Below are 23,274 nucleotides of genomic sequence, written 5' to 3'. Positions count from 1 at the left end.
CCGCCCCCTCTCCCAATGGGAGAGGGGCAAGCGCTCTCCCTTCTCCCCTCGGGAGAAGGTGCCCCGAAGGGGCGGATGAGGGTACGGGCGCAGCCTCGCGCACTGCGCTGGCGCGCAGCCTTTCAGCTACGCCGACGTGGGCACCTCAAGCAGGCGCCCCAGCACCACATGCGAGGGGCTGTTGGCCAGATCCAGCGGCATGACCAGCTTGGGATTGGGATGCGGCAACGGCGCGCCCGGCGCTTCTTCGCCGGCTTCGCGCAGCAGGCTGCCGTTGTCTTCCACCTGATCGGTGACCGGCGCCAGCGGCGGCAGGCCCAGGCCGGCGCGGACCGCGTTGGCGCGGCTGAGCAGGTCGTCGTCGGCGACCGTGGTCAGCGCCGAGGCGGCCAGGCTGGCTGGTGCGCCCTCCACCGCCGCCAGGCGCTGCGCGATATCGCCCAGCGCCTGCTGCCGGTGCGGATGCAGCAGTTGCCACACTTCCTCCCACAACGCCTTCCAGTCCAGGTGCGGGAACGGCATATGGGTCGGCCCGCTGAGCACGATCTGCGGCGCCAGCCGGCCCGGCGGCGTCGCATCGCATTCGGCCAGCGCGCGGTATACCACTTCGCTGCACACCATGTGCGAGGGGTTGTCGCGGACCAGATGGTCCAGCGCCTCGCGCACCACGATCCGCGCCAGCCAGTGCTGCGGCCACTTGCCGCGGATGGCGACCAGCAGGCCGAGCGTGGCCAGGCTGTCCAGCGGGTACGGGACGCCCAGCAGCGACTGCGCCTTGGCCAGCACGCTGGCGCGATCGGCGTCGTCCAGCGCCACGCAGGCGTAGCTGAGCGGCCGGTAGGCGTCGATGATCAGGTAGTTGGTGGTGTCGGTCAGCCGCTGCGACAGCGGATAGCGGCGCACGCCGCTGGCCGCCGCCTCGATCAGATCGCCCTGATCGGCGACGATGGCGGCATGGCTGTAGATACTGTCGCCGCACCAGGCGATCAGTTCGGACACCGGGCCGCAGCCCAGTTGCAACAGGATGTCGCCGACCTGCAACTGATCGGGAGCGAACGCGGGCAAATCGGTCTGCGCAGTCATGGTTGAGGCTCCTGGTGGGTGACGTGGTGGCTGGGGGTGGACACGCTGACGCGGTTGCGGCCGGCGGCCTTGCTGGCGTAGAGCGCGGCATCGGCCCGCTGCAACAGCGCCGCCGCGCTCTCGCCGCGCTGCCATTGCGCCACGCCGACGCTCAGCGTGCATGACAGCGCCTGGCCTTCGCGCGGCAGCGGCTGCGCGGCGACGTGCTGGCGGATGTCCTCGGCCACGCGCCGCGCGGCCTCCAGGGTGGCGCCGGGCATCAGCAGCAGCATCTCGTCGCCGCCCTGGCGGCCGAGCGTGTCGGTGCTGCGCAGGCGCGCCCGCGCGCAGGCGGCGATCCAGCGCAGGCAGGCGTCGCCGCCGGCGTGGCCGTGGATGTCGTTGATGCGCTTGAAATGGTCGATGTCGATGTAAGCCAATGCCAGCGGCCGGTCGCCGCGCGCGGCGTCCTGCAGCGCCTCGGCCAGACGCTGCTGCAGGGCGGCGCGGGTGAGGATGCCGGTGAGTTCGTCCACGGTCGCCATGCGGCTGGCGCGGTCGCGGTCGCGACGCAGCTCCAGGATCTGCTCGGCCAACCCGAAGGTCACCAGCAGGCAGGAGATCGCCAACGCCAGGCTGATGCCATGCGCCAGCACCGGCGCGGCCACGTCCAGGCGCAACCACCCGGTCAGTTCCAGGCAGCGCAGCACGCACAGCATCCACAGCGGCGTCCACGAAGCCAGCAACGGCCAGGCGTAGCGTTGCCCGCGCAAGGCCAGCAGCAGGCAACACGGCAGCAGCAGCGCCGCACCGACGATCAGCCCGAGATTGCCGAGCAGGCTCAGCACCGCCGCGTCCGACAGCAAGCAGGCCACGGCGATGCCGAGCAGGAACAGCGCGCACAGCCGCAGCACCCGGTCCAGCCGCGGCAGTTGCCGGCGCATCTCCAGTTGCCGGCGCTGGAAGGTGATGATGAAGAAGCCGCCGAGCGCGGCGACGATGCGCATCGGCGTCGGCGAGGACGCGAACACGCTGGCCAGGCCCGGCACCGCGCGCGCCTCACCGCCGAGGCCGAGCAGGTACAGCAGCACACACATCACGTTGGCGGTGAAGTAGCCGTAGATCGGCTCGCGCAGACGCGCCCACAAGGCGATCGCCAGGATCGCCAGCACCGCGGTCGAGCCGAGGATGAAGGCGCGCCAGCCGACGTAGTGCAGATCCTCGCGCTGCACCTGCGCCAGCGGCGCGATGCCCACCGGCATCGGCATCGCCGCCGGCGCATGCACCCGCAGCCAGATCGAGGCACCGGCCGGCAACCCCTGCGGCAAGGCGATCACCAGGGCCCGGGTGGAGTAGCGCAGGTCGGCGTCGGCGCCGTAGATCGCGTGCCGGGTCGGCCCGGTGCGCCCTGGCACCCAGGCCTCGACCCGGGTGAGATACGGCGACTGCAGCACCAGTTGCGGCTGGCCGTCGCGACCGATCGCATGGTCGGCACGGATCCGCCACCAGGTGGGCTGCTTGCTGCGCTCGTACAGGATCGCACCATGGCCGGCATCGGCGAACGCGGTATCGTGGCGCCCCGCCACCACCTCCGGCGGCGGAGGGTCGGCGGCCAGCCGTTGCAACAACAGTTCCTGCCCCAGCGCCGACCCGACCAGCCCCAGGCACAGCAACAGGCAGCACCAACGGCACAGGCGCTTCAATCGATGACTTCCAAGTGGGATCGGCGTCGAGGGTAGCGCAAGCCGCGACGGCGCTCGTATCCAAATTCACGACCCCGTCACGCCAGAAAGTGGGGTGGCACACGGCGCGCAGATCCATGCCGCAGTGCGGCGACCGTCCGCCGGCGCCGGGTCTGGAGCGCCTGCAGCCGTCGCGTTTTGGCCTGGGAATCGCCCTCCACGCCCCCACCAACCGGCGCGCCGCACGTGCGGCGGATCCGCGATCGTGATGGAAGCGGCACAACCGAGCTCTGGCTGCGACATCGGCCGGCATCGGCGCGCGAACGCCCCTACCATCGCCGGTCCGCTGACGACGCCGGATCAGGCGACCGGATGACACCGGTATCATTTCAGGCGTGGCCGCGGGCCCTTATCCTTGAGCGGAGGCTTCCCATGACCGTATCGCGCTGGTTGCTGCTTTCCTCCACCCTCGCCCTGGCGGGCGGGTTTGTCGCAGACGCCCCGGCCCTGACCGGCACCGCGTCGCGCCCGCAACTGACCAGCAGCGAGGCGGCCAACCAGACCGTCGCCCGCCACCTGGCCCAGGCCGGACCGATCGGCGCGCTGGTTACCGACAACTGGGATCCGAGCGCCGGCGTCGCGCTGCTGCAGGCCGACTACGCGGTGGCCGCCGACGGCAGCACCCGCTACCGCACCGTGCAGGCCGCGGTGGACGCCGCGGTCGCCGCCGGCGGCAGCATGCGCCGCTACATCAGCGTGGCGCCGGGCACCTATACCGAAGTGGTCTGCGTGCCCGCCGCGGCGCCGCCGCTCACGCTGTTCGGCCTCGGCGGCAGCCCGGCCAGCACCACGATCCGTTTCGGCAACGCCAACCCCACGCCGAAACCCACCGGCAGCGCCACCCATCCCTGCGCCAGCAACGCCGCCAGCAGCACCGTCGGCACCTCCGACAGCGGCACCGTCACCGTGCGCGCGGCGCAGTTCCAGGCGCGCAACCTGGCGATCGTCAACAGTTACGTCGAAGGCACCTACAGCGGCAGCAACCAGTCGGCGGTGGCGCTGGCGCTGCGTGGCGACAAGGCGGTGCTGGAGAACGTGGTGCTGACCGGCAACCAGGACACCCTGCTGATCAGCGCCGGCAGCGCGAACACGGTGATCCGCGCCTACGTCAAGGGCGGCACCATCGAGGGCGACACCGACTTCATCTTCGGCTCGGGCGTGGCGGTGTTCGCCGGCAGCACCATCCGCTACACCGCCGCGCGCCGCGGCGCCAACGACGGTGGCGTGATCTTCGCGCCCAGTACCCGCCCGGGCAGCAGCTACGGCTTCCTGGCGATCGGCAGCACCTTCGATGCGGTCGGCAACCCGGGCAGCGGCACGGTGTGGCTGGGCCGGGCCTGGGACGAGAGCGTGGGCAGCCTGTCCAACTACGTCGACGGCACCTCGCCCAACGGCAAGGTGGTGATCCGCGACTCGACGCTGGGCGGGCACATCCGCAAGAGCGCGCCGTGGAACGCCTCGACCATCGGCCGGCCGTACTGCAGCAGCAACTGCAGCAATTCGGCCAATCGCTTCTACGAGTACGCCAACAGCGGCGCCGGCAGCGCGCCCTGAGACATGCCGGCGCGGAGGGCGGGCGGGCTCTAGCCCAGCCCGGCCCACCAGGCGCGCCACAGCGTCGCCATCTGTCCCGGCGGCCTGGGTATGGCGGCCGCCTGCTGCACCATCCGCGCACGCGCCAACGCCGACAGGATGCGCCGCGGACGCGGCCCGCGCACGCGGCGCGGCCACGGCTTCAGCAATGCCTGCGCCCAGCGCTGGCGCTGCTGCGCCTCATCGCCGCCGCGCAGCGCCAGCGGCGCGGTGGCGGCGCCGCCCTCGACCAGGCGCTGCGCCAGCACCTGCAGCGCGACCGGCACCGCGGCGCCCTCGGCCGAGGCCTCGAACAACGCGCGCTCGACCGCGACCACCGCCTGCGCGAACGGCTCCAGCCGCTCCAGCGCATGCGCGGTGTCGGCCGCGGCCGCGCGCGACTGCGGCAGGCTCGGCAAGGCCTCGGCCAGTTGTGTCCACGGCGCAGCCACTGGCTCCAGCACCCGGCCCAGCGGATGCCGCGAACGCTGCCCGGCCCAACTGCGCAGTTCCTCGCCCCACCACGCCAGCTTGGCGTCGGCCGGCAGCGGGTCGCCGGCGATGTTGAGGATGTCGTCGAACTCCTGCAGCAGCGCGAACCAGGCCACGGTGCGGGCGCGCTGCGGCGCCGGCACGAACGCCTCGGCCACGGCCCATTCCGGCCAGCGGCGGCGCCATTTGTCGAGGAAGGCATCCAGGGCGGACGAACTGCTCATGCGATCGGTGAATCCGGAGTCAGGCGCGCGCGCCGACGGCATCGCGCAATGGGAGAGTGAGCGCGGCTGCCGCGCAGAACGCGCAGTGTACGTGCGCGACCGGTGGATGCCGAGCGGCGTCGGCGTGCAGGCCGCGACACGGCGGTCGTGCATCACCGCGAACGCGGCGACAGCACCGGTTTCAGGACGCGGCCGTGCTGACCGGCCAGGCCGCGGCGTCGTACAACTCGGCCGGCGCGGCGACCATCGCGTCGGCGCGCCAGGCCAGCGGATCGTCCTCTTCCAGCCGGTATCCCCACAGCACCGCCACCGAGGCCATGCCGGCGGCACGTGCGGCGAGGATGTCGCGTTCGTCGTCGCCGACGTAGACCACTTCCTGCGGCGCCACGCCCAGGCGCTGCGCGGCGACCTGCAGCGGCAGCGGATGCGGCTTGCGCTCGGGCAGCGTGTCGCCGCCGATCAGCACCGCGCAGCGCTGCTGCCACTGCAACTGCGGCAGGATCAACCGCGCCAGCGCCTCGGGCTTGTTGGTGACGATGCCCCACACGCTGCCGGCCTCTTCCAGGCGTTGCAGCAGTTCCGGGATGCCGTCGAACGGCTGCGAATGGCGGCCGATCAGCGCCTCGTAGTGGCGCAGGAAGGCCGGAATCAGCGCATCGCGCTGCGCGGCGGGCAGATCCGGGAAGGCGACGCCGAGCATCGCCCGCGAGCCCTTGGACACCACCGGCCGCAACTGCGCCAGGGTCAACGCTGCACGGCCATGCTCAGCCAGCACCGCATTGGCCGCGGCCAGCAGATCCGGCGCACTGTCCAGCAACGTGCCATCCAGATCGAACAGCACCACCCGCGGGTAACCCCGCCGCGGCAGCGGCGCTTCCCTATTCCCCATTCCCGATTCCCGGCTTTACAGCACACGCCAGGTAATTCACCTCGGTCCGCGAGGACAGCCGCGCGCGATTGCGCCACGGCTCGTAGGCCAGGCCGCTGACGTCGCGCAGCTGCAGTTCAGCCTGGCGCAACCAGGCGGCCAGTTCCGCCGGCTTGATGAAATCCTGGTAGCGATGGGTGCCGGTGGGCAGCAGCCGCGCCACGTACTCGGCACCGACGATGGCCAGCGCGAACGCGGCCGGGGTGCGGTTGAGAGTGGACAGGAACAGCTGTCCGCCCGGCTTGAGCAGGGTCGCGCAGGCGCGCACGATCGCCGCCGGATCGGGCACGTGCTCGAGCATCTCCATGCAGGTGATGGCGTCGAAGCTGCCCGGTTGTGCGGCCGCCAGGTCCTCGACCGACTGCACGCGGTAGTCGACCTCGACCCCGGATTCGAACTGGTGCAGCCGCGCGACCTTGATCAGCTCCGGTGCCAGATCGATCGCGGTGACCTGCGCGCCCTCCTTGGCCAGCGCCTCGCTGAGCAGGCCGCCGCCGCACCCTACGTCCAGCACCATCGCGCCGCGCAGCGGCAGGCGCTCGGCGACGTAGCGCAGACGCACCGGGTTGAGCGCATGCAGCGGCTTCTGCGGGCCGTCCGCATCCCACCAGCGGGTAGCCAGGGCGCCGAACTTGTCCAGTTCGGCCTGATCGAAATTGGCGGAGGCGTTGGCGGTGGAAGCGGTCATGGCGAACTCTCGTTGGGGCCGCGCGCGCGAGGCGGCACGGCGAACATAGCGGATCAGGCGTGGACGCTGCGGATACGTTCGCGCCACTCGCGCGCATTGGCGACCAGCGCGTCGACGTCCATGTCCACCAGCACGCGCTGGCTGAGCTTGGGCTGGCCGGCGATCCACACATCGCTGACCTGCTGGCGGCCGGTGGCGTACACCAGTTGCGACAGCACGTTGTGCAGCGGCTGGGTCTCCAGCGCCGACAGGTCCACGCAGATCAGATCGGCCTGCTTGCCCGGCTCGATCGAGCCGATCGTCTCGCCGAAGCCCAGCGCGCGCGCGCCGCCCAGGGTGGCCGCGCGCAGCGTGCTGGCCGCGTCCAGCGCGGTGGCGTCGTTGGCCACCGCCTTGGCCAGGATCGCCGCGGTGCGGTTCTCGCTGAACATGTCCAGGTCGTTGTTGCTGGCGCAGCCGTCGGTGCCGATCGCCAGGTTCACCCCCGCCCGCTGCAGCGCGCAGGCCGGGCAGAACCCGGACGCGAGCTTGAGGTTGGATTCGGGGCAATGCACCACACTGACCCCGCGCTCGGCGCACAGGTGGATCTCGGCGTCGGTGAGCTGGGTCATGTGCACCGCGATCAGGCGGTCGTTGACCAGGCCCAGACGGTCCAGCCGCGCCAGCGGGCGCTGCCCGTACTGCTTGAGCGAGTCGGCGATTTCCTGCGCGGTCTCGTGGGTGTGCAGGTGCACCGGCACCTCGAGCTGGTCGGACAGCATCCGCACCCGCTCGAAGTTGGCGTCGTTGACCGTGTACGGCGCATGCGGGGCGAAGGCGATGCCGACCAGCGGATCGTCGCGCCACTGGTCGTGCACCTCGCAGGCGCGGGCGAAGTACTCGTCGGAGGTCTTGGCCCAGGCGGTCGGGAAATCGATGATCACCGTGCCGACCCGCGCGCGGAAGCCGTGCTGCTTGTACACCGCGGCCTGCACGTCGGCGAAGAAGTAGTTCTCGTTGGCGCAGGTGGTGCCGCCGCGCAGCATCTCGGCGATGGCCAGCGCGGTGCCGTCGGCGACGAACTCCGGGCCGATCACCGCGGTCTCCACCGGCCAGATGTGCTGCTGCAGCCACACCATCAGCGGCAGGTCGTCGGCGATGCCGCGCAGCAGGGTCATCGGATTGTGCGTGTGCGCGTTGACCAGCCCCGGCAGCATCGCCGCGTCCGGGCGCGAGACGGTGCGCGCGGGGGCGAAGCGCGTGCGTGCCTCGGCCGTGGGCAGCACCGCCACGATCTCGCTGCCGCGCACCGCCACCGCGTGGTCTTCCAGCACCACCGCATGCGGTTCGATCGGGACCACGTAGCCGGCTTCGATCAGCAGGTCGCAGGATTCGGGTATGGAGGTCATCGCAGGGACTCTAGACTCTAGAAAAGGGAGGGTCACGGTGCCGGTGCCGCCTGGGACTGGCGGATGCGTCGCTGGTACACGCGCATCACCCCCCACTGCAGCAGAAAGACCGCCAGGAAGCCGAAGCGGCCCAGCCACGGTGCCACCATGCCCACGGGGATGCATAACGCGAACACCACCGGCGAGACCGCCGCGCGCAGCTTCATCGCCTGCGCCTGCAGCGGGCCCAGCCGCTGCGCCAGGCCTTCCTTGCGCACCGCATAGGCATGCAGCCAGTACCCGGCCAGGCCGATCGCCGCCAGATGCGCGCAGTACACCGAGAACGCCTCGTGGTTGCCGAAATAGTCCGAGTACAGCGCGGTGGAGAACGGCAGCAGTCCGATCAGCAGCAACTGCAGCACGTTGAGCCAGATCAGCCGGTCGTCGAACTGGCGGATGTGCCGGCATAGCTGCAGGTGCGACTTCCAGAACAGCGCGGTGACCAGGAAGCTGACCGCGAAACCGATGAACAGCGGCAGCATCCGGTGCAGGGCGGCGAGGATGCCGCCGGCCGCCGCGACCTCGGCGTGTCCAGGCACCTTGATTTCCACCGCCAGCAGGGTGATGGCGATCGCGAACACCGCATCGCTGAAGAACACGACGCGGTCGTGCGGGTACTTGCTGTCGGCGCTGTCGGCGTGGCTGGTCGTCACGGGCGTTTCCTGGGAGCGAGGTGGTCCATCACCGCCGCACGGCGATCCAGCGCATGGCGCTGCCTGGCCGCCGCACGCCAGCGCGTGCGCATGCCCGCGGCCGGCGGCGGCCGCGGGCATGCCGACTTACTTGACGCGCGAAACGTATTCGCCCGAACGCGTATCGACGCGGATCACTTCTTCCTGGCCGACGAACAGCGGCACGCGCACCACCGCACCGGTCTCCAGGGTCGCCGGCTTGCCGCCGCCGCCGGAGGTATCGCCGCGCACGCCCGGGTCGGTCTCGACGATCTTCAGTTCGACGAAGTTCGGCGGGGTGACCTGGATCGGCGTGCCGTTCCACAGCGTCACCACGCAATCCTCCTCGCCCTTGATCCACTTGGCGGCGTCGCCGACGCCGGCCTTGTCGGCCTGCACCTGCTCGAAGGTTTCCTGCTGCATGAAGTGCCAGTACTCGCCGTCGCTGTACAGGTACTGCATGTCGGTGTCGACCACGTCGGCCGCTTCCACGCTGTCGGTCGCCTTCATGGTCATTTCGACCACGCGCCCGGACTTGATGAAGCGGTACTTGACGCGGGTGAACGCCTGGCCCTTGCCGGGCTTGACGTATTCGGTATCGGTGATGATCGCAGGCTCGCTGTTGACCAGGATCTTCATCCCGTTCTTGACGTCGTTCATGCCGTAGCTGGCCATCTGAAACTCCTCGGGTAAGGCAAACCCGCCGCGTTCGGCGGCCGGCCGGATAGAATGGAAGCTCCGCCGCAACGGCGGGCGCTCGTGTGATGACCGCCTATGATAACCGCAGCCCCCCGCCCGATGCAGCCGTCCCCGCCCCTGCCCGCCGCCGCGCCGCCGCGCTGGCAGCAGGCCTGGCGCGACGCCGTGCGCGATCCGCGCGAGCTGCTGGCCCTGCTGGACCTGGATCCGCAGGCGCTGGGCGTCTCCGAACAGGCTGCGACGCAGTTCGCGCTGCGCGTGCCGCGCAGCTTCGTCGCGCGCATGCGCGCCGGCGATCCGCACGATCCGCTGCTGCGCCAGGTGCTGCCGATCGACGACGAGCAGCGCCTGGTCGCCGGCTTCGCCCTGGATGCGGTCGGCGACACCGCGGCCAAGAAGGCCGACGGGGTGATCCACAAGTACCGCGGCCGCGCCCTGCTGGTGGCCACCGGCAGTTGCGCGGTGCACTGCCGCTACTGCTTCCGCCGGCACTTTCCCTATGCCGACGAGACCGCCGCGCGCGATGGCTGGCGCACAGCGGTGGCGGCCATCGCCGCCGACCCCAGCATCGAGGAAGTGATCCTGTCCGGCGGCGATCCGCTGTCGCTGGCCACGCCGAAGCTGGCCGAACTCACCGAGGCGCTGGCGACGCTGCCGCAACTCAAGCGCCTGCGCATCCACAGCCGCCTGCCGGTGGTGCTGCCCGAGCGCGTCGATGCGCCGTTGCTGGCCTGGCTGCGCACGCTGCCGTGGCCGCTGGCGTTCGTGATCCACGCCAACCACGCCAACGAATTCGATGCCGGCGTGGATGCCGCGCTGGCGCGCCTGCGCGAGGCCGGCGCGCACCTGCTCAACCAGGCGGTGCTGCTGCGCGGGGTCAACGACAGCGTGGAGGCGCTGGCCGCGCTGAGCGAGCGCAGCTTCGCCGCCGGCGTGCTGCCCTACTACCTGCACCAGCTGGACCGGGTGCAGGGCGTGGCCCATTTCGAAGTGGACGATGCCACCGCGCTGGCGCTGCACCAGGGGCTGGCCGCGCGCCTGTCCGGCTATCTCGTGCCGAAGCTGGTGCGCGAGATCGCCGGCGATACCGGCAAGCGCCCGTTGATGCCCTGACCCGCCTAGCCGGGACCGCAGCAGGCACAGCGCACGCCGGCCACGACGCCGCAGCGGCGATCACGCGCTGGCGGGCGGTGCGTCCTCGTTGGCGAGCAGCTGACGGAATTCGTTCGCGCTGAGCGGACGGCTGAGCCAGAAGCCCTGCCCCAGTTCGCAGCCGCGCTCGCGCAGCAGCTCGAACTGGGTCTCCTGCTCGATGCCTTCGGCGACTACGGTGATGTCCAGCGAATGCGCCATGGCGATGATCGCCGTGGTCAGCGCTAGGTCGTCCGGGTCGCGCTGCAGGTCGGCGACGAAACTCTTGTCGATCTTGACCCCATCCACCGGCACCTGGCGCAGGTGGCTCAGGCCGGAGAAGCCGGTGCCGAAGTCGTCCAGCCAGACCTTGACCCCGGTGCGATGCAGCCGCGCCAGCATGCTCGCCGCCTGCAGCTCGTCACCGATCACCGCGGTCTCGGTCAGTTCCAGATGCAATTGCGCCGCCGGCAGCCCGGACTCGCGCAGGCATTCGGCCACCACTTCGGGCAGATCGCCGCTGCGCAACTGCCGCGGCGAGACGTTGACCGAGACGAACAGGTCGGCGCTGCCGTCGGCGCGCCGCCACTGGGTGGCCTCGCTGCAGGCCGCGCGCAGCACCTTGGGGCCGATGCTTTCGATCAGCCCGCTCTGCTCGGCCACGTCAATGAACACCGTCGGCGAGATCGTGCCCATCGCCGGATGCTGCCAGCGCAGCAGCACCTCGACGCCGACCATGCGCCGGTCCTGGGTGCGGAAGATCGGCTGGTAGGCCAGCTTGAGTTCGTCGCGCTCCCAGGCGCCGCGCAGTTCGTGCTCCATGTGCACGCGCCGCTCCACCGCATAGTCCATCGCGCGGCTGTAGAAGCGGTGGCAGTTCTTGCCGGCCAGCTTGGCCTGGTACATGGCGATGTCGCCGTTCTTCAGCAGCGCCGAGGCGTCCTCGGCATCGCCCGGGTAGACAGTGATGCCGATCGAGGTGCCCATGAACACCTCGCGGCCCTGGATCCGCAGCGGCTCGCGCAGCTCCTGCACCAGCCGCTGCGCCAGCGCGGTGGCGACCTTGGCCGCCTGTGCATCCTCCACCAGGATCACGAACTCGTCGCCGCCGAAACGCGCCAGCAGCGCATCGTCGCCGCCCAGTTGCTCCACCGCCAGCTGGATGCGCCGCGCGAACTGCAGCAGGGCTTCGTCGCCGGCCTCGTGACCCAGGGTGTCGTTGATCCGCTTGAAATCGTCGATGTCGGCGAACAGGAGCGCCAGCCTGCGCTGCGAGGCGCGCGCCGACAGCATGCGATGGTCCAGCGCCTCGCGGAACGCGAGCCGGTTGGTCAGCCCGGTCAACGCATCGGTGTAGGCCATGTGGCGCACGTCGCGGTCGTGCCGGGCGATCGCCTCGCTCATCCGCCCGAACGCGCGCAGCAGTTCGCTGACCTCGTCGTGGCGGCCGCTGTCGCGGCGCTCCACCGCATAGTTGCCGGCCTCGATCTGGCGTGCGGTCGCCGCCATCCAGCGCAACGGCGCCACCAACGTGCGCTGCACGTAGACCGCCACCATCGCCGCGGTCAGGCCCAGGGCGGCCAGCAACAGCAGCAACCAGCCGAGATGGCGCTTGCCCAGGGCGCCCAGGCGCTGGTCCAGGTTCTGCCCGGCCTTGCGCTCGTACTCCTGCGCGCGTGTCCAGGACATGCCTACCCGCACCCCGCCCACGCGCTGGTCGCCGATCATGATCGGCATCGACACGTCGAGGAACTCCGGCGACTCCTGCGCCAGCAGGCCTTTGGCGCGGATCGCGGCGTCGGCCATCGGCCCGCGCATGCGCTGCCCGTAGCCCACCAGGTCCTTGCTGCCGTCGTGGATCAGCCGCCCGTCGGCGTCGTAGACCAGCACGTAGGCCACCGCCACATAGCCCAGCGCCCCACGCACCTGCGTGCCGATCGCATCCAGGTCGGAGTAGTACACAGGGTTGGCCAGCGAATCGGCCAGTTGCCGCGCCAGCGATTCGCCGCGGGTGCGCATGCTGCTGTCGAACAGGCTATGGATGGCGTTGCCGCTGAGCGTGCGCACCTCGCGCTGCATCGCCGCCTGGCGCTCCAGCAGCAGGGCCAGGATCGCCATCACCAGCAGCGCAGCCACGCCCATGGCCAGCAGGAACCTGGCCTGCAACCCGAAACGCATGGTCTTCATTCCACTTCCAGCCTCACCCGCGCCACGCCGGCGCGCAGGGCATCCAGGCGTTTCTGCGACGCCGGATCGATCGGGTAGAAGCCGGAGGTCCCGAAGAACTGGCGCAGCGCCGCGCGCCCCTGCGGATCGTCGGCGGCGTGCAGCAGCACCTCGCGCAGGCGCGTCTCCACGTCCGTGGGCAGATCGCTGCGCACCATCTCCACCGCGCGCGGATACGGTTCGCTGCGGTAGATCACCCGAAAGTCGCGGCGGAACGCGGGGGGAATGCGGCGATCGTCGTCCCAGTCGAGATTGCTGAACGCCCCGGCATCCACCAGGTGCTTGTGCACGAAGGCGGCGATGTTGAGTTCCGAGCGCGCGAACACGTAACCGACCGTTTCCGCCGAGGGCTGGTCCTTGGTCGAGAGCAGGATCTCCGGATGCAGGCCGCGCTCGAACAGCGTCATCATCGGCACCAGGTAGGCGCTGGTGGACAGCGTGCTCTGCAGCGCCAGCGTGCGCCCCCGCAGATCCGACAGGTCGTGCACCGGCGCGTCATTGCGCACGAAGAATACGGTGTGGTACTGACGCACGCCGTTGCGCTCGGTCAGCAGCAGCGGCTTGGCGCCACCGCGCTGTTCCAGCGCCATCGCGGTGGCAGCGGTCTCGGTGACCCAGTCGACCCGGCCGCGACGCAGGTAACTGCTCATCTGCTGGCTGTCGCGGGCCATCAGGATCTGCCCGGAGGTGATGCCGACCTCGCGCATGCGCGGCACCACGTAGTCCAGCAGCGGCTTGAGTTGCTCGTAATGGGCCTTGGGATTGTCGCTGATGCGCCCCAGCACCAGGACCGAGGGCCGCGCGTGCACGGACGCGGGCCAGCAGATCGCCAGCGCCAGCCACACCACGACCACCCGCCAACGCGAACTGGACAAACCACGATCCCCAAGTAGACCTTGCAAAGCCTAGCCGAAAGCGCATGCCGGTGACAGCGTCACAGAATGGCGCCTGCCGCGCATGCAGTCCGCCCTGGGCGCACGCGTCGGCGCGCGCGCCGCGATGGATGCCTTCGCGCCTTGCCTGGCCTCAGTTTCCGGCCTGCCCGGCGAGTCGCGCCATGCGCTGCGCATCGGACAGCACGCCGCGCAGCAGGCGCACTTCCTGCTCGGTCAGCTCGGTGCGCAGGAACAGCCGGCGCAACTTGCGCATCGCCGAATCCGGGGCGCGGCCCTTGTGGAAGTCGATATCGTCCAGGGTCTCGGCCAACTGCCCGAACAGCCCTTCCACCTGTGCGTGGCTGGCCGGTGCCTCGCGAAACCCCGGTGCCGGCGCCGGCGCGGGGGCGGCGCCGCGCAGCTGCGCCAGGCGCAGTTCGTAGGCCAGCACCTGCACCGCCGCGGCCAGATTGAGCGAGCTGAACGCCGGATCGGAAGGAATGTGCACGGCCGCATGGCACAACTGCAGTTCCTCGTTGGTCAGGCCGGTGCGCTCGCGGCCGAACACCAGCGCCACCTCCGCCGGTTCGGCGCTGGTCGCGGTCAGGCGCTGCGCGGCATCGGCCGGCAGCAACTCCTCCAGCGACACGCGGCGGCTGCGCGCGGTGCAGCCCAGCACCAACCGGCAATCGGCCACTGCGTCGGCCAGCGCCGGCAGCACCGGCGCCTGCTGCAACAGATCCTCGGCCCCGGCAGAACGCCGGTAGGCCTCGGTCTCCAGCTCGCATTCCGGCGCCACCAGCACCAGCCGCGACAGCCCCATGGTCTTCATCGCGCGCGCCGCCGCGCCGATGTTGCCGGGGTGCTGGGTCCCGACCAGGACGAAGCGGATACGGAGGGAATCGGTCATGGCGGCACGGCAGGCGAAGCGAACGGGGGCGTAGATGGTAAACTGTGCGGCCGGCCTTGGCGCCGGACTGCTCTTTTCCTCCTCCAGACCCACCTCCGCCTTCTCGGGAGCGCTTGCCATGCAAAAACCCGCCGTCACCGTCATGGTCAAGGCCGCCCGCCTCGCCGGCAACGTGCTGTTGCGCCACATCAACCGCCTGGAAGCACTGAACGTGGTGCAGAAGGACCGCATGGACTACGCCAGCGAAGTCGATGCCGATGCGGAAAAGGTGATCGTCAAGGAGCTGCGCCGCGCCTACCCCGACTACGGCGTGATGGGCGAGGAAAGCGGCGTGCAGGGCGGCGGCCGCTACATGTGGGTGATCGACCCGCTCGACGGCACCAGCAACTACCTGCGCGGCTTCCCGCACTACTGCGTGTCGATCGCCCTGGTCGAGAACGGCGAGCCGGTCGACGCGGTGATCTTCGACCCGCTCCGCAACGAACTGTTCACCGCCAGCCGCGGCAACGGCGCCGTGCTCAACGACCGCCGCATCCGTGTCAGCGAGCGCAAGGAACTCAACGGCGCCATGGTCCACACCGGCTTCGCGCCGCGCGAGCGCAAGCGCACCAGCCCCCAGCTCAAGTGCGTGGATGCACTGCTGGTGCAGGCCGAGGACATCCGTCGCACCGGTTCGGCGGCACTGGATCTGGCCTATGTGGCCTGCGGCCGCAGCGACGCCTACTTCGAAGCCGGCGTGAAGGCCTGGGACATCGCCGCCGGCGTGCTGCTGGTGCGCGAGGCCGGTGGCCGCGTCACCGATTTCAAGGGCGGCACCCTCGGCCGCATCGACGACCGCGGCCCGCAGCAGTTCCAGGTGGTCGCCGGCAACCTCAAGGTCGGCGACGCGCTGCAGAAGCTGATCGTCAATACCGGCTTCGCCGGGGAGTTCGACGCGAAGTTCTGAGCGAGGCGACCGGCGCCACGCCGGCGCAGCGACACCGCAACAACAGAAAAGCCGCGCACTCGCGCGGCTTTTTTTATGTCCGTCATCCGCCGATCGGACCGGCGCACGACCTCCGCACAGGTCCTTTCGCAGCATCCGCCTGGCCTCGCGCAGACGAGCCGCCATCCAGGAAATCCCGTCGAACGCAGAACGCACGGGCCGTTTTGCCCTCACGCCGCACTCACGCATTGGACGCAGCGCGCTTCACCCCTGCTTGATCGGCGCTTGCGTAGAAAACGGCACACGACGCGCTACGTGCAGGCAAAACGGCATGTGCGATGCGCCCGACACAATCGGCGAACGCAGCCCTAAAGATCCACGAAACGCGGCCGATACCGATGCGGGTCTTTGCCCGAACTTCCCCGCTGATCCGTGCCTGCATTGCCGTCCCTGCGGCAATGGAGCCGATAGCGCCGCTCTCTCGCATCTTCCGGAGATCTCGCGTGTCCTTCCATCATCTCACCGTCACCAAGCGCCTGGCAATCGGCTTCTGCGGCGTGATCGCCATGTTGTTGCTGGTCGGCATCACCAGCCTGATCGGCTTCCGCAAGTTCACCAGCGCGGCAGCGCTGGACGCGCACACCTACAAGGTCATCACCCTCGGCGACCGCATGCTGGTGAGCCTGCTCAACATCGAGAGCGGCGCGCGCGGCTTCGCCCTGACCCGCGATCCGTCCTACCTGGCGCCACTCGAACTCGGCGAACGCGAGTTCAGCGCACAGTGGCAGGAGTCCAAGCAGCTGACCGCGGACAACGCGGCGCAGCAGGCGCGCCTGCAGACCCTGATGCAGGACTACACGCAGTTCATGGCGACCAAGCGCAAGGCGGTGGAGCACATGCGCACCACCGCGGCCGACAGCGACGACGCCCAGCTGGACGCGTTCCGGAGCGTCGGCAAGCAGCAGATGGACGGGTTGCGCGACACGATCGGTCAGTACGAGGACGCCGAGCGCGCCCTGCTGCAGGTGCGCAAGGCCGAGAGCGAGGCGCGCGCGCAGTCGGGCGAATGGACCAGCCTCGGCGGCATGCTGATCGGTATCGTCGCCGCCATCCTGCTCGGCCTGCTGGTCCGCAACAGCCTGATGCGCCAACTCGGCGGCGAGCCCGCCTACGCAGCCGACGTGGTGCGCCGCATCGCCAGCGGCGACCTGTCGCAGGACGTGCGCCTGCGCACCCAGGCGCCGTCGCTGCTCAACGACATGCGGCAGATGCAGGAGGAACTGCGCACGGTGATCCAGGCGCAGACCGAGATGGCCAAGCAGCATGACGCCGGCCGGATCAGCTTCCGCATGGACGAGACACGCTTCCCGGGCGACTACGGGCGCATGGTCCGCGACACCAATGCCCTGGTGCACAGCCATATCTCGGTCAAGCAGCAGCTGATCGCGCTGATGGGCGAGTATGCCGAAGGCGATCTGAGCCGCGACCTGGAGCAGTTCCCGGGCGAGAAGGCGATCCTGACCGAGACCATGGCCAAGGTGAAGCGCAATCTCGGCGCGATCAACGACGAGATCGACCTGCTGGTGCGCGCCGCCGCGCAGGGCGACTTCTCCCGCCGCGGCAATGAGCAGCGTTTCGGTCACGCCTTCCGCGGCATGGTCGCCAACCTCAACACGATGATGACGGGCACCGAGACCAATCTGGCGGCGCTGTCGCAGCTGTTGCGCGCGATCGCCGCCGGCGACCTGACCCAGACCATGCAGGGCGAGTTCCACGGCGTGTTCGCGCGGATGCGCGACGACGCCAACGCCACCGTCGCGCAACTGACCGACATGGTCGGCCGCATCCAGCAGGCCGCGGCCAGCATCGACACCGCCGCGGGCGAGATCGCCAGCGGCAACGACGACCTGTCGCGCCGCACCGAGCAGCAGGCCGCCAGCCTGGAGGAAACCGCCGCATCGATGGAGGAACTGACCGCCACGGTGAAGCAGAACGCCGAGCATGCGCGCCAGGCCAACCAGCTGGCCGCCGGCGCGGCCTCCGTGGCCTCGCAGGGCGGCACGGTGGTCGGACAGGTCGTCACCACCATGGACGGCATCGAGGCGGCCTCGAAGAAGATCGCCGACATCATCGGCGTGATCGACGGCATCGCCTTCCAGACCAATATCCTGGCACTCAATGCCGCGGTGGAAGCGGCACGCGCCGGCGAGCAGGGCCGCGGTTTCGCCGTGGTCGCCAGCGAGGTCCGCACCCTCGCCCAGCGCTCGGCCAGCGCGGCCAAGGAGATCAAGACGCTGATCGACGACTCGGTCGAGCGCGTGAACGCAGGTTCGGCGCTGGTCGCCCAGGCCGGCACGACGATGCAGGACATCGTGGCCTCGGTGCAGCGCGTGACCGACATCATGGGCGAGATCGCCGCCGCCTCGCAGGAGCAGTCGGCCGGCATCGAGCAGGTCAACCACACCGTCACCCAGATGGACGAGACCACCCAACAGAACGCCGCCCTGGTCGAGGAAGCCACTGCCGCGGCACGCGCGATGGAGCAGCAGGCCGGCGACCTGGTGGAGATCGTCGGCCAGTTCCAGGTGCGCAGCGAGACCTATCCGATGGTGGCGCAACTGGTGGCCCGCGCCACCGCCAACGCGACGTAGCGCGGACGCCCTGCGCGGCAGGCACGCCACGGAGGGGATGGGACCGTCATTGACGGTCCCATCCCACGCACGGCAACCCGGCCGACGTCGCGCTGCACCCACCCGACGCCCCCAGCGTCCGCACAAAGAAAAAGCCGCGCATCCGCGCGGCTTTTTTGTTCGCAGGAGGGAGTGCTTCAGGCCCAGGACGTCACGCTTTCACGAATCTCCAAACCCGGACCCCCACTCCCGGCCCCATCAGGGCCTGCGCGCCAGCGCCTCGACGTCCTTCGACTTCGGCAGCAGGTCCTGCTTGGTGACCTGGAACGGCCCGATCGACAGCAGCGGCACCGCCACGATCACCGAGGACACCACCACCACCACCGCACCGATCATGTGGGTCAGCGCCAGGCCTTCCATCGACTCGCCGCCGTACAGGTACAGCGCAAGCGCCGACAGGAAGAACATCACCGCGGTGATCACCGTACGCGACAAGGTCTGGTTGATCGAGCGGTTCAGCACCTCGATCGGCTCCACGCGCAGGCTGCGGAAGTTCTCGCGCACGCGGTCGAACACCACGATGATGTCGTTGATCGCAAAGCCCATCACCGACAGCAGGCCGGCCAGCACGGTCAGGTCGAACTCACGGCCGGTGACCGACACGTAGGCCACCGTCACCAACAGGTCGAACAGCGCGGTCAGGCTGGCCACCACCGCGAACTTCCACTCGAAGCGGAAGGCGATGTAGATCAGGAAGCCGACCAGCATGAACACCGTGGCGTAGACGCCGTTCAAGGCCAGGTCCTTGCCGACCTGCGGGCCGACGAACTCGCCCGGCTTGACCGTGGCCGGGTTCTGCGGCGTGCTCACCGCCTTGCGCACCTGCTCGGCGAGGTTCTTGGTGATGTCCTCGTTGTTGTGCTCGCCCTGCGGCTGCAGGCGGATCACCACCTCGTTGCCGCTGCCGACGTTCTGCACCTGCGCATTCTCGAAGCCGGCCTTGGCCAGCTGTTCGCGCACCTGGTCCACGTCGACCGGCTTCTGGAAACTGGTCTGCACCAGCGCGCCGCCGGTGAACTCCAGCGCGTAGTTGAAGCCCTTGGCGAAGATCACCGCGAACGAGGCCAGCGCCAGCACCAGCATCAGCACCAGGGTCGGGTGCCGCCAGCGCATGAAGTCGATCTTGGTGTCGTTGGGGATCAGGTGAAGCGGGAAAATTTTCATTGGAGACCGCTCTGCGTTTTTTTGGACCCCGCGCCTGTCGGCGCGGGGACGTGCGGAAGGTGGCGTGCGTGGCTCAGATGGCCACGGACTTGATCTTCTTGCGACGGCCGTAGATCAGCACCGCCAGCGCGCGCGACACGGTGATCGCGGTGAACATCGAGGCGAAGATGCCGATGATCATGGTCAGCGCGAAGCCCTTCAGCGGGCCGGTACCGAACGCGTACAGCGCCACGCCGACGATCAGGCCGGTGAGGTTGGCGTCGAGGATGGTGCCGCCGGCCTTCTCGTAACCGGCCGCGATCGCCGACTTGGGCGGTACGCCCAGCCGCAGTTCTTCGCGGATACGCTCGTTGATCAGCACGTTGGCGTCCACCGACAGGCCCACCGACAGCGCCAGACCGGCGAAGCCCGGCAGGGTCATGGTGGCGCCGAACAGCGACATCACCGAGACCACGATCAGCAGGTTCATCAGCAGCGCGACCGAGGTGATCAGGCCGAACATGCGGTAGTACACGCTGAAGAACACCAGGGTGAACAGGAACGCGTAGACCACCGCGGTGATGCCGCGCTCGACGTTCTCCGCGCCCAGGCTCGGGCCGATCACGTATTCCTCGACGAAGTCCATCGGCGCGGCCAGCGAACCGGCACGCAGCAGCTTGGCCAGGTTCTCGGCCTCGGTCTTCTCCAGGCCGGTGGTCTGGAAGTTCTTGCCGAACACGCCGGCGATCCGGGTCGGCGCCAGCGCCTCCTCGTTGACGCGCACGCTGCGCACTTCCTTGCCGTCGACCATGGTCACGGTGGGGATGCGCTCGATGTAGACCACCGACATCAGCTTGCCGGTATTGGCGCTGGTGTAGTCGAACATGCGCTGGCCGGCGGCGTTGTTGAGCGTGACCGCCACGGCCGGCATGCCGTTCTGGTCGGTGCTGACGGTGGCGTTGACCATCTGGTCGCCGGACACCAGCACGCGCTTGCTCAGCAGCACCGGGGCGCCGCTGTCGCGCAGGCGGTAGACCTTGGCGTCGGGCGGGATGTTGCCGCTGCGCACCGCGTCCTCGGCGTTGCCGTCGACCACGCCGCGGAATTCCAGCGTGGCGGTGGCGCCGATCATGCGCTTGGCCTCGGCGGTGTCCTGCACGCCCGGCAGCTCGACCACGATGCGGTCGTCGCCCTGGCGCTGGATGATCGGCTCGGCCACGCCCAGCTGGTTGACGCGGTTGCGCAGGGTGGTCAGGTTCTGCTCGATGGCGCCGGCGGCGATCTGCTTCAGCTCGGCCTCGGGTACGGTCACGGCGATGGTCTGCCCGGACACCGCGTAGCTCAGGGTCGGCTGCGCCTTGGCGATGGCCGCGCGCGCGGCGCTGGCATCGACGCCCTCGCCCAGGCTGACCTGGATGCTGTTGTCGGGACGGCGCTCGACCGAGCGGTAGGCCAGACGGCTGTCGCGCAAGGTGGTGCGGATGTCCTCGGCGAAGGCGTCCAGGCGCTTCTCCAGCGCCGCCTTCTGGTCGACCTGCAGGGCGAAGTGCACGCCGCCGACCAGGTCAAGACCCAGCACCATCGGCTTGCCGCCCAGGCGCGACAGCCAGTCCGGCACGGTCGAGGCCAGGTTCAGCGCCACCGTGTAGTTCTCGCCCACCTGCTGGCGCAGCACGTCGTTGGCACGGGTCTGCGCCTGCAGGTTCGGCAGGCGCACCATCAGGCTGTCGCCTTCCTTGTCGACCAGCTTCGGGGTGATCCCGGCCGTCTTCAGGTCGGCGAGGACCCGCTCGCGCAGGGCGTCGTCGATCTTGCCGCCGCGGCTGGCGGTGATCTGGACCGACGGATCCTTCTGGTACACGTTGGGCAGCGCGTACAACGCGCTCAACGCCAGCACGATCAGGATGAGGACATACTTCCAGCGCGGAAACTCGAGCATTGCGGGACCCCGCACGACGCCACGCCGGCGTCGCGCCTAGCAGTAGGAGAAATGGATCAGGCGGACTTCAGCGTGCCCTTCGGCAGGACATTGCCGACGGCGCCCTTCTGCACGCGGATGCGCACGTTGTCGGCCACTTCGATGGTGATGAAGTTGTCGCCGATGTCGGTGACCACGCCGGCCACGCCGCCGGAGGTGATGACCTCGTCGCCGCGGCCGAGCTTGTCCAGCATCGACTTGTGTTCCTTCTGGCGCTTCATCTGCGGCCGGATCATCACGAAATACATCACCGCGATCAGGATGATGGGCAGCAGGAACATCTGCAGGCCACCACCGGCCGGGGCGGCGCCGCCAGCGGTCTGCGCCTGGGCGACGGGAATCAGGAAATCGAGCGGATTCATCGGGTACGTCCTATGGTTTGGGCAGCCCGACGCCCTGGGGCACGGACCGCTGGTTTGCCTTGCGGCAGCAAGCAGCCGCCGATTATGCCACGATCTTCCTTCACCCTCCGGAACCGCTGCCCTGCCCTTGCGGCACAGGACGGCGCCATGCGCAGCGGGAAGGGGCCGGCACCGACGGGCGATGGCGATCTGGCGTACGGGGTCCTTGCGGTTGGATCCGGGAGAGGAACAGGGTTCGGCGGTGGCCGGACCCTCGGCTCAACCCCTCCCAAACGGCACGAGGCTTCGCCCGGACCCTCACCCCCGACCCCTCCCTAACAACACGAGGCTGCGCCCGAACCCTCACCCCAACCCCTCTCCCGGGGGGAGAGGGGCTTATCCGTGCTCCGTCGGGAGTGGCGTCGCTTCGACCCCGCGCGCCGCATAGAAGGACCGCCGGAACTGGGCAAAGGTTCCCGCGGCGATCGCCGCGCGCATGTCGGCCATCAGCTTCTGGTAGTACCAGAGGTTGTGCAGGGTGCCCAGCATGGGCGCCAGCATCTCGTTGCAGCGGTCCAGGTGGCGCAGGTAGGCGCGGGTGTAGCCGCTGCTGCAGGCATGGCAGCCGCAGCCCGGCTCGATCGGATCGAGGTCGCGCTCGTACTTGGCGTTGCGGATGCGCACCGTGCCGAACGAGGTGAAATAGTGGCCGTTGCGCGCGTTGCGGGTCGGCATCACGCAGTCGAACATGTCCACGCCGCGGGCCACCCCCTCGACCAGGTCCTCCGGGCGTCCCACGCCCATCAGGTAGCGCGGGCGGTCGCCCGGCAGGCGCGGATGCAGGTGCTCGAGCATGGCATTGCGCTCGTGCTCCGGCTCGCCCACCGCCAGGCCGCCGATCGCGTAGCCGTCGAAGCCGATCGCCTGCAGGCCCTCGATCGAGCGGCTGCGCAGGTCCGCATGCACGCCGCCCTGGACGATGCCGAACAGCGCGGCGTCGTTGCCCAGCGCGTCGTGCGCGTCGCGCGAGCGCTGCGCCCAGCGCAGGCTCAGTTCCATCGAGCGCCGCGCCACGTCCTCGGTGGCCGGGTACGGGGTGCACTCGTCGAAGATCATCACGATGTCCGAATCGAGCACCCGCTGGATCTTCATGCTCTCCTCCGGCCCCAGGAACACCTTGGCGCCGTCGGTCGGCGAGGCGAAGGTGACGCCCTGCTCGCTGATCTTGCGCCGGTGCGCCAGCGAGAACACCTGGAAGCCGCCGGAATCGGTCAGGATCGGCCCGTCCCAGCGGGCGAAGCCGTGCAGGCCGCCGTGATCGCCAATCACGTCCAGGCCCGGGCGCAGGTACAGGTGGAAGGTGTTGCCGAGGATGATCTGCGCGCCCAGCGCCTTGATCTGCTCGGGCAGCACGCCCTTGACCGAGCCGTAGGTGCCCACCGGCATGAACGCGGGGGTCTCGACCGTCCCGCGCGGGAAGGTCAGGCGGCCGCGGCGCGCGGCGCCGTCGGTGGTGTGGAGCTGGAACTGCAATCGGGACATGGTCTGGC

At 69.6% G+C, this 23,274-nt stretch carries 19 protein-coding genes; 4 read left to right on the top strand and 15 right to left on the bottom strand.

The genetic code is table 11. The features are described 5' to 3' along the window. Positions 1-126: 126 nt before the first annotated feature. The gene (locus SLW52_RS05825) at positions 127-1,083 is read right to left on the bottom strand and encodes a hypothetical protein (RefSeq protein ID WP_267104347.1); all 957 of its coding nucleotides are present in this window, start codon (positions 1,081-1,083) and stop codon (positions 127-129) included. After that, positions 1,080-2,765 carry a diguanylate cyclase gene (locus SLW52_RS05820; RefSeq protein WP_295935594.1) on the bottom strand — a complete coding sequence of 562 codons (1,686 nt, stop codon included), beginning with the start codon at positions 2,763-2,765 and terminating at the stop codon, positions 1,080-1,082. The genes SLW52_RS05825 and SLW52_RS05820 overlap by 4 nt, the downstream gene beginning before the upstream one ends. A 411-nt stretch (positions 2,766-3,176) precedes the next feature. Here SLW52_RS05820 and SLW52_RS05815 point away from each other — a divergent pair, with 411 nt between their 5' ends. Then, positions 3,177-4,358, top strand: a complete 1,182-nt coding sequence (locus SLW52_RS05815; RefSeq protein WP_320739159.1) for a putative acyl-CoA thioester hydrolase — start codon at positions 3,177-3,179, stop codon at positions 4,356-4,358. Between the two features lie 29 nt (positions 4,359-4,387). Here the strand turns inward: SLW52_RS05815 and SLW52_RS05810 are convergent, their stop codons facing one another. From SLW52_RS05810 to efp, 6 genes are all read right to left on the bottom strand, one after another. Further along, positions 4,388-5,092, bottom strand: coding sequence for a phytoene/squalene synthase family protein (locus SLW52_RS05810; RefSeq protein WP_320739160.1), 705 nt, complete (start codon positions 5,090-5,092; stop codon positions 4,388-4,390). A 181-nt stretch (positions 5,093-5,273) separates the two neighbouring features. Continuing rightward, positions 5,274-5,981, bottom strand: a complete 708-nt coding sequence (locus SLW52_RS05805; protein WP_320739161.1) for a phosphoglycolate phosphatase — start codon at positions 5,979-5,981, stop codon at positions 5,274-5,276. Then, the gene (gene ubiG / locus SLW52_RS05800; RefSeq protein ID WP_267117698.1) at positions 5,971-6,708 is read right to left on the bottom strand and encodes a bifunctional 2-polyprenyl-6-hydroxyphenol methylase/3-demethylubiquinol 3-O-methyltransferase UbiG; all 738 of its coding nucleotides are present in this window, start codon (positions 6,706-6,708) and stop codon (positions 5,971-5,973) included. Before ubiG ends, SLW52_RS05805 begins: the two co-directional genes overlap by 11 nt. A 53-nt stretch (positions 6,709-6,761) precedes the next feature. Next, positions 6,762-8,096, bottom strand: a complete 1,335-nt coding sequence (locus tag SLW52_RS05795; RefSeq protein WP_320739162.1) for a TRZ/ATZ family hydrolase — start codon at positions 8,094-8,096, stop codon at positions 6,762-6,764. 32 nt (positions 8,097-8,128) lie between these two features. Beyond that, positions 8,129-8,788: a TMEM175 family protein gene (locus tag SLW52_RS05790; protein ID WP_320739163.1), complete on the bottom strand. Its 660-nt coding sequence runs from the start codon at positions 8,786-8,788 to the stop codon at positions 8,129-8,131. A 126-nt stretch (positions 8,789-8,914) separates the two neighbouring features. Then, complete coding sequence (efp, locus tag SLW52_RS05785; protein ID WP_010343528.1) at positions 8,915-9,481, bottom strand: elongation factor P; 567 nt, start codon at positions 9,479-9,481, stop codon at positions 8,915-8,917. A 99-nt stretch (positions 9,482-9,580) separates the two neighbouring features. On the opposite strand from efp, the gene epmB reads away from it, so the two are divergent. After that, positions 9,581-10,618, top strand: a complete 1,038-nt coding sequence (gene epmB / locus SLW52_RS05780) for an EF-P beta-lysylation protein EpmB (protein WP_320739164.1) — start codon at positions 9,581-9,583, stop codon at positions 10,616-10,618. A gap of 60 nt (positions 10,619-10,678) precedes the next feature. On the opposite strand, the gene SLW52_RS05775 is transcribed toward epmB, so the two are convergent. From SLW52_RS05775 to SLW52_RS05765, 3 genes are all read right to left on the bottom strand, one after another. Continuing rightward, complete coding sequence (locus SLW52_RS05775; RefSeq protein ID WP_320739165.1) at positions 10,679-12,823, bottom strand: EAL domain-containing protein; 2,145 nt, start codon at positions 12,821-12,823, stop codon at positions 10,679-10,681. Beyond that, entirely contained in the window at positions 12,820-13,710 is an 891-nt protein-coding gene (locus SLW52_RS05770; protein ID WP_152237866.1) for a phosphate/phosphite/phosphonate ABC transporter substrate-binding protein, read from the bottom strand. The genes SLW52_RS05775 and SLW52_RS05770 overlap by 4 nt, the downstream gene beginning before the upstream one ends. 178 nt (positions 13,711-13,888) lie before the next feature. After that, positions 13,889-14,647, bottom strand: coding sequence for an RNA methyltransferase (locus tag SLW52_RS05765; RefSeq protein ID WP_017914286.1), 759 nt, complete (start codon positions 14,645-14,647; stop codon positions 13,889-13,891). 118 nt (positions 14,648-14,765) lie between these two features. Between SLW52_RS05765 and SLW52_RS05760 the strand changes: the two genes are divergently transcribed. Both SLW52_RS05760 and SLW52_RS05755 read left to right on the top strand, forming a co-directional pair. Continuing rightward, complete coding sequence (locus SLW52_RS05760; protein ID WP_026144017.1) at positions 14,766-15,593, top strand: inositol monophosphatase family protein; 828 nt, start codon at positions 14,766-14,768, stop codon at positions 15,591-15,593. Between the two features lie 482 nt (positions 15,594-16,075). Further along, a complete protein-coding gene (locus tag SLW52_RS05755) occupies positions 16,076-18,223 on the top strand; it encodes a methyl-accepting chemotaxis protein (RefSeq protein ID WP_320739166.1) in 2,148 nt (715 codons plus the stop codon). Between the two features lie 237 nt (positions 18,224-18,460). On the opposite strand, the gene secF is transcribed toward SLW52_RS05755, so the two are convergent. The 4 genes from secF to tgt all read right to left on the bottom strand — a co-directional run bounded on the left by secF (position 18,461) and on the right by tgt (position 23,266). Further along, positions 18,461-19,426 (bottom strand): protein translocase subunit SecF, encoded by a 966-nt coding sequence (gene secF / locus SLW52_RS05750; protein ID WP_017910687.1) that lies wholly within the window; start codon positions 19,424-19,426, stop codon positions 18,461-18,463. Positions 19,427-19,499: 73 nt separating this feature from the next. Continuing rightward, positions 19,500-21,344 (bottom strand): protein translocase subunit SecD, encoded by a 1,845-nt coding sequence (gene secD / locus SLW52_RS05745; protein WP_017910688.1) that lies wholly within the window; start codon positions 21,342-21,344, stop codon positions 19,500-19,502. Between the two features lie 56 nt (positions 21,345-21,400). Then, a complete protein-coding gene (gene yajC, locus SLW52_RS05740) occupies positions 21,401-21,745 on the bottom strand; it encodes a preprotein translocase subunit YajC (RefSeq protein ID WP_017910689.1) in 345 nt (114 codons plus the stop codon). 375 nt (positions 21,746-22,120) lie between these two features. After that, the gene (gene tgt / locus SLW52_RS05735; protein ID WP_267116898.1) at positions 22,121-23,266 is read right to left on the bottom strand and encodes a tRNA guanosine(34) transglycosylase Tgt; all 1,146 of its coding nucleotides are present in this window, start codon (positions 23,264-23,266) and stop codon (positions 22,121-22,123) included. Positions 23,267-23,274: the final 8 nt, after the last annotated feature.

Origin of the sequence: Xanthomonas sp. LF02-5, from assembly GCF_034105325.1 — a bacterium.
GTDB lineage: Bacteria > Pseudomonadota > Gammaproteobacteria > Xanthomonadales > Xanthomonadaceae > Xanthomonas_A > Xanthomonas_A sontii.
Note: the sequence above shows the minus strand (reverse complement) of the source record. Positions and strands in the feature narration are given on the sequence as shown.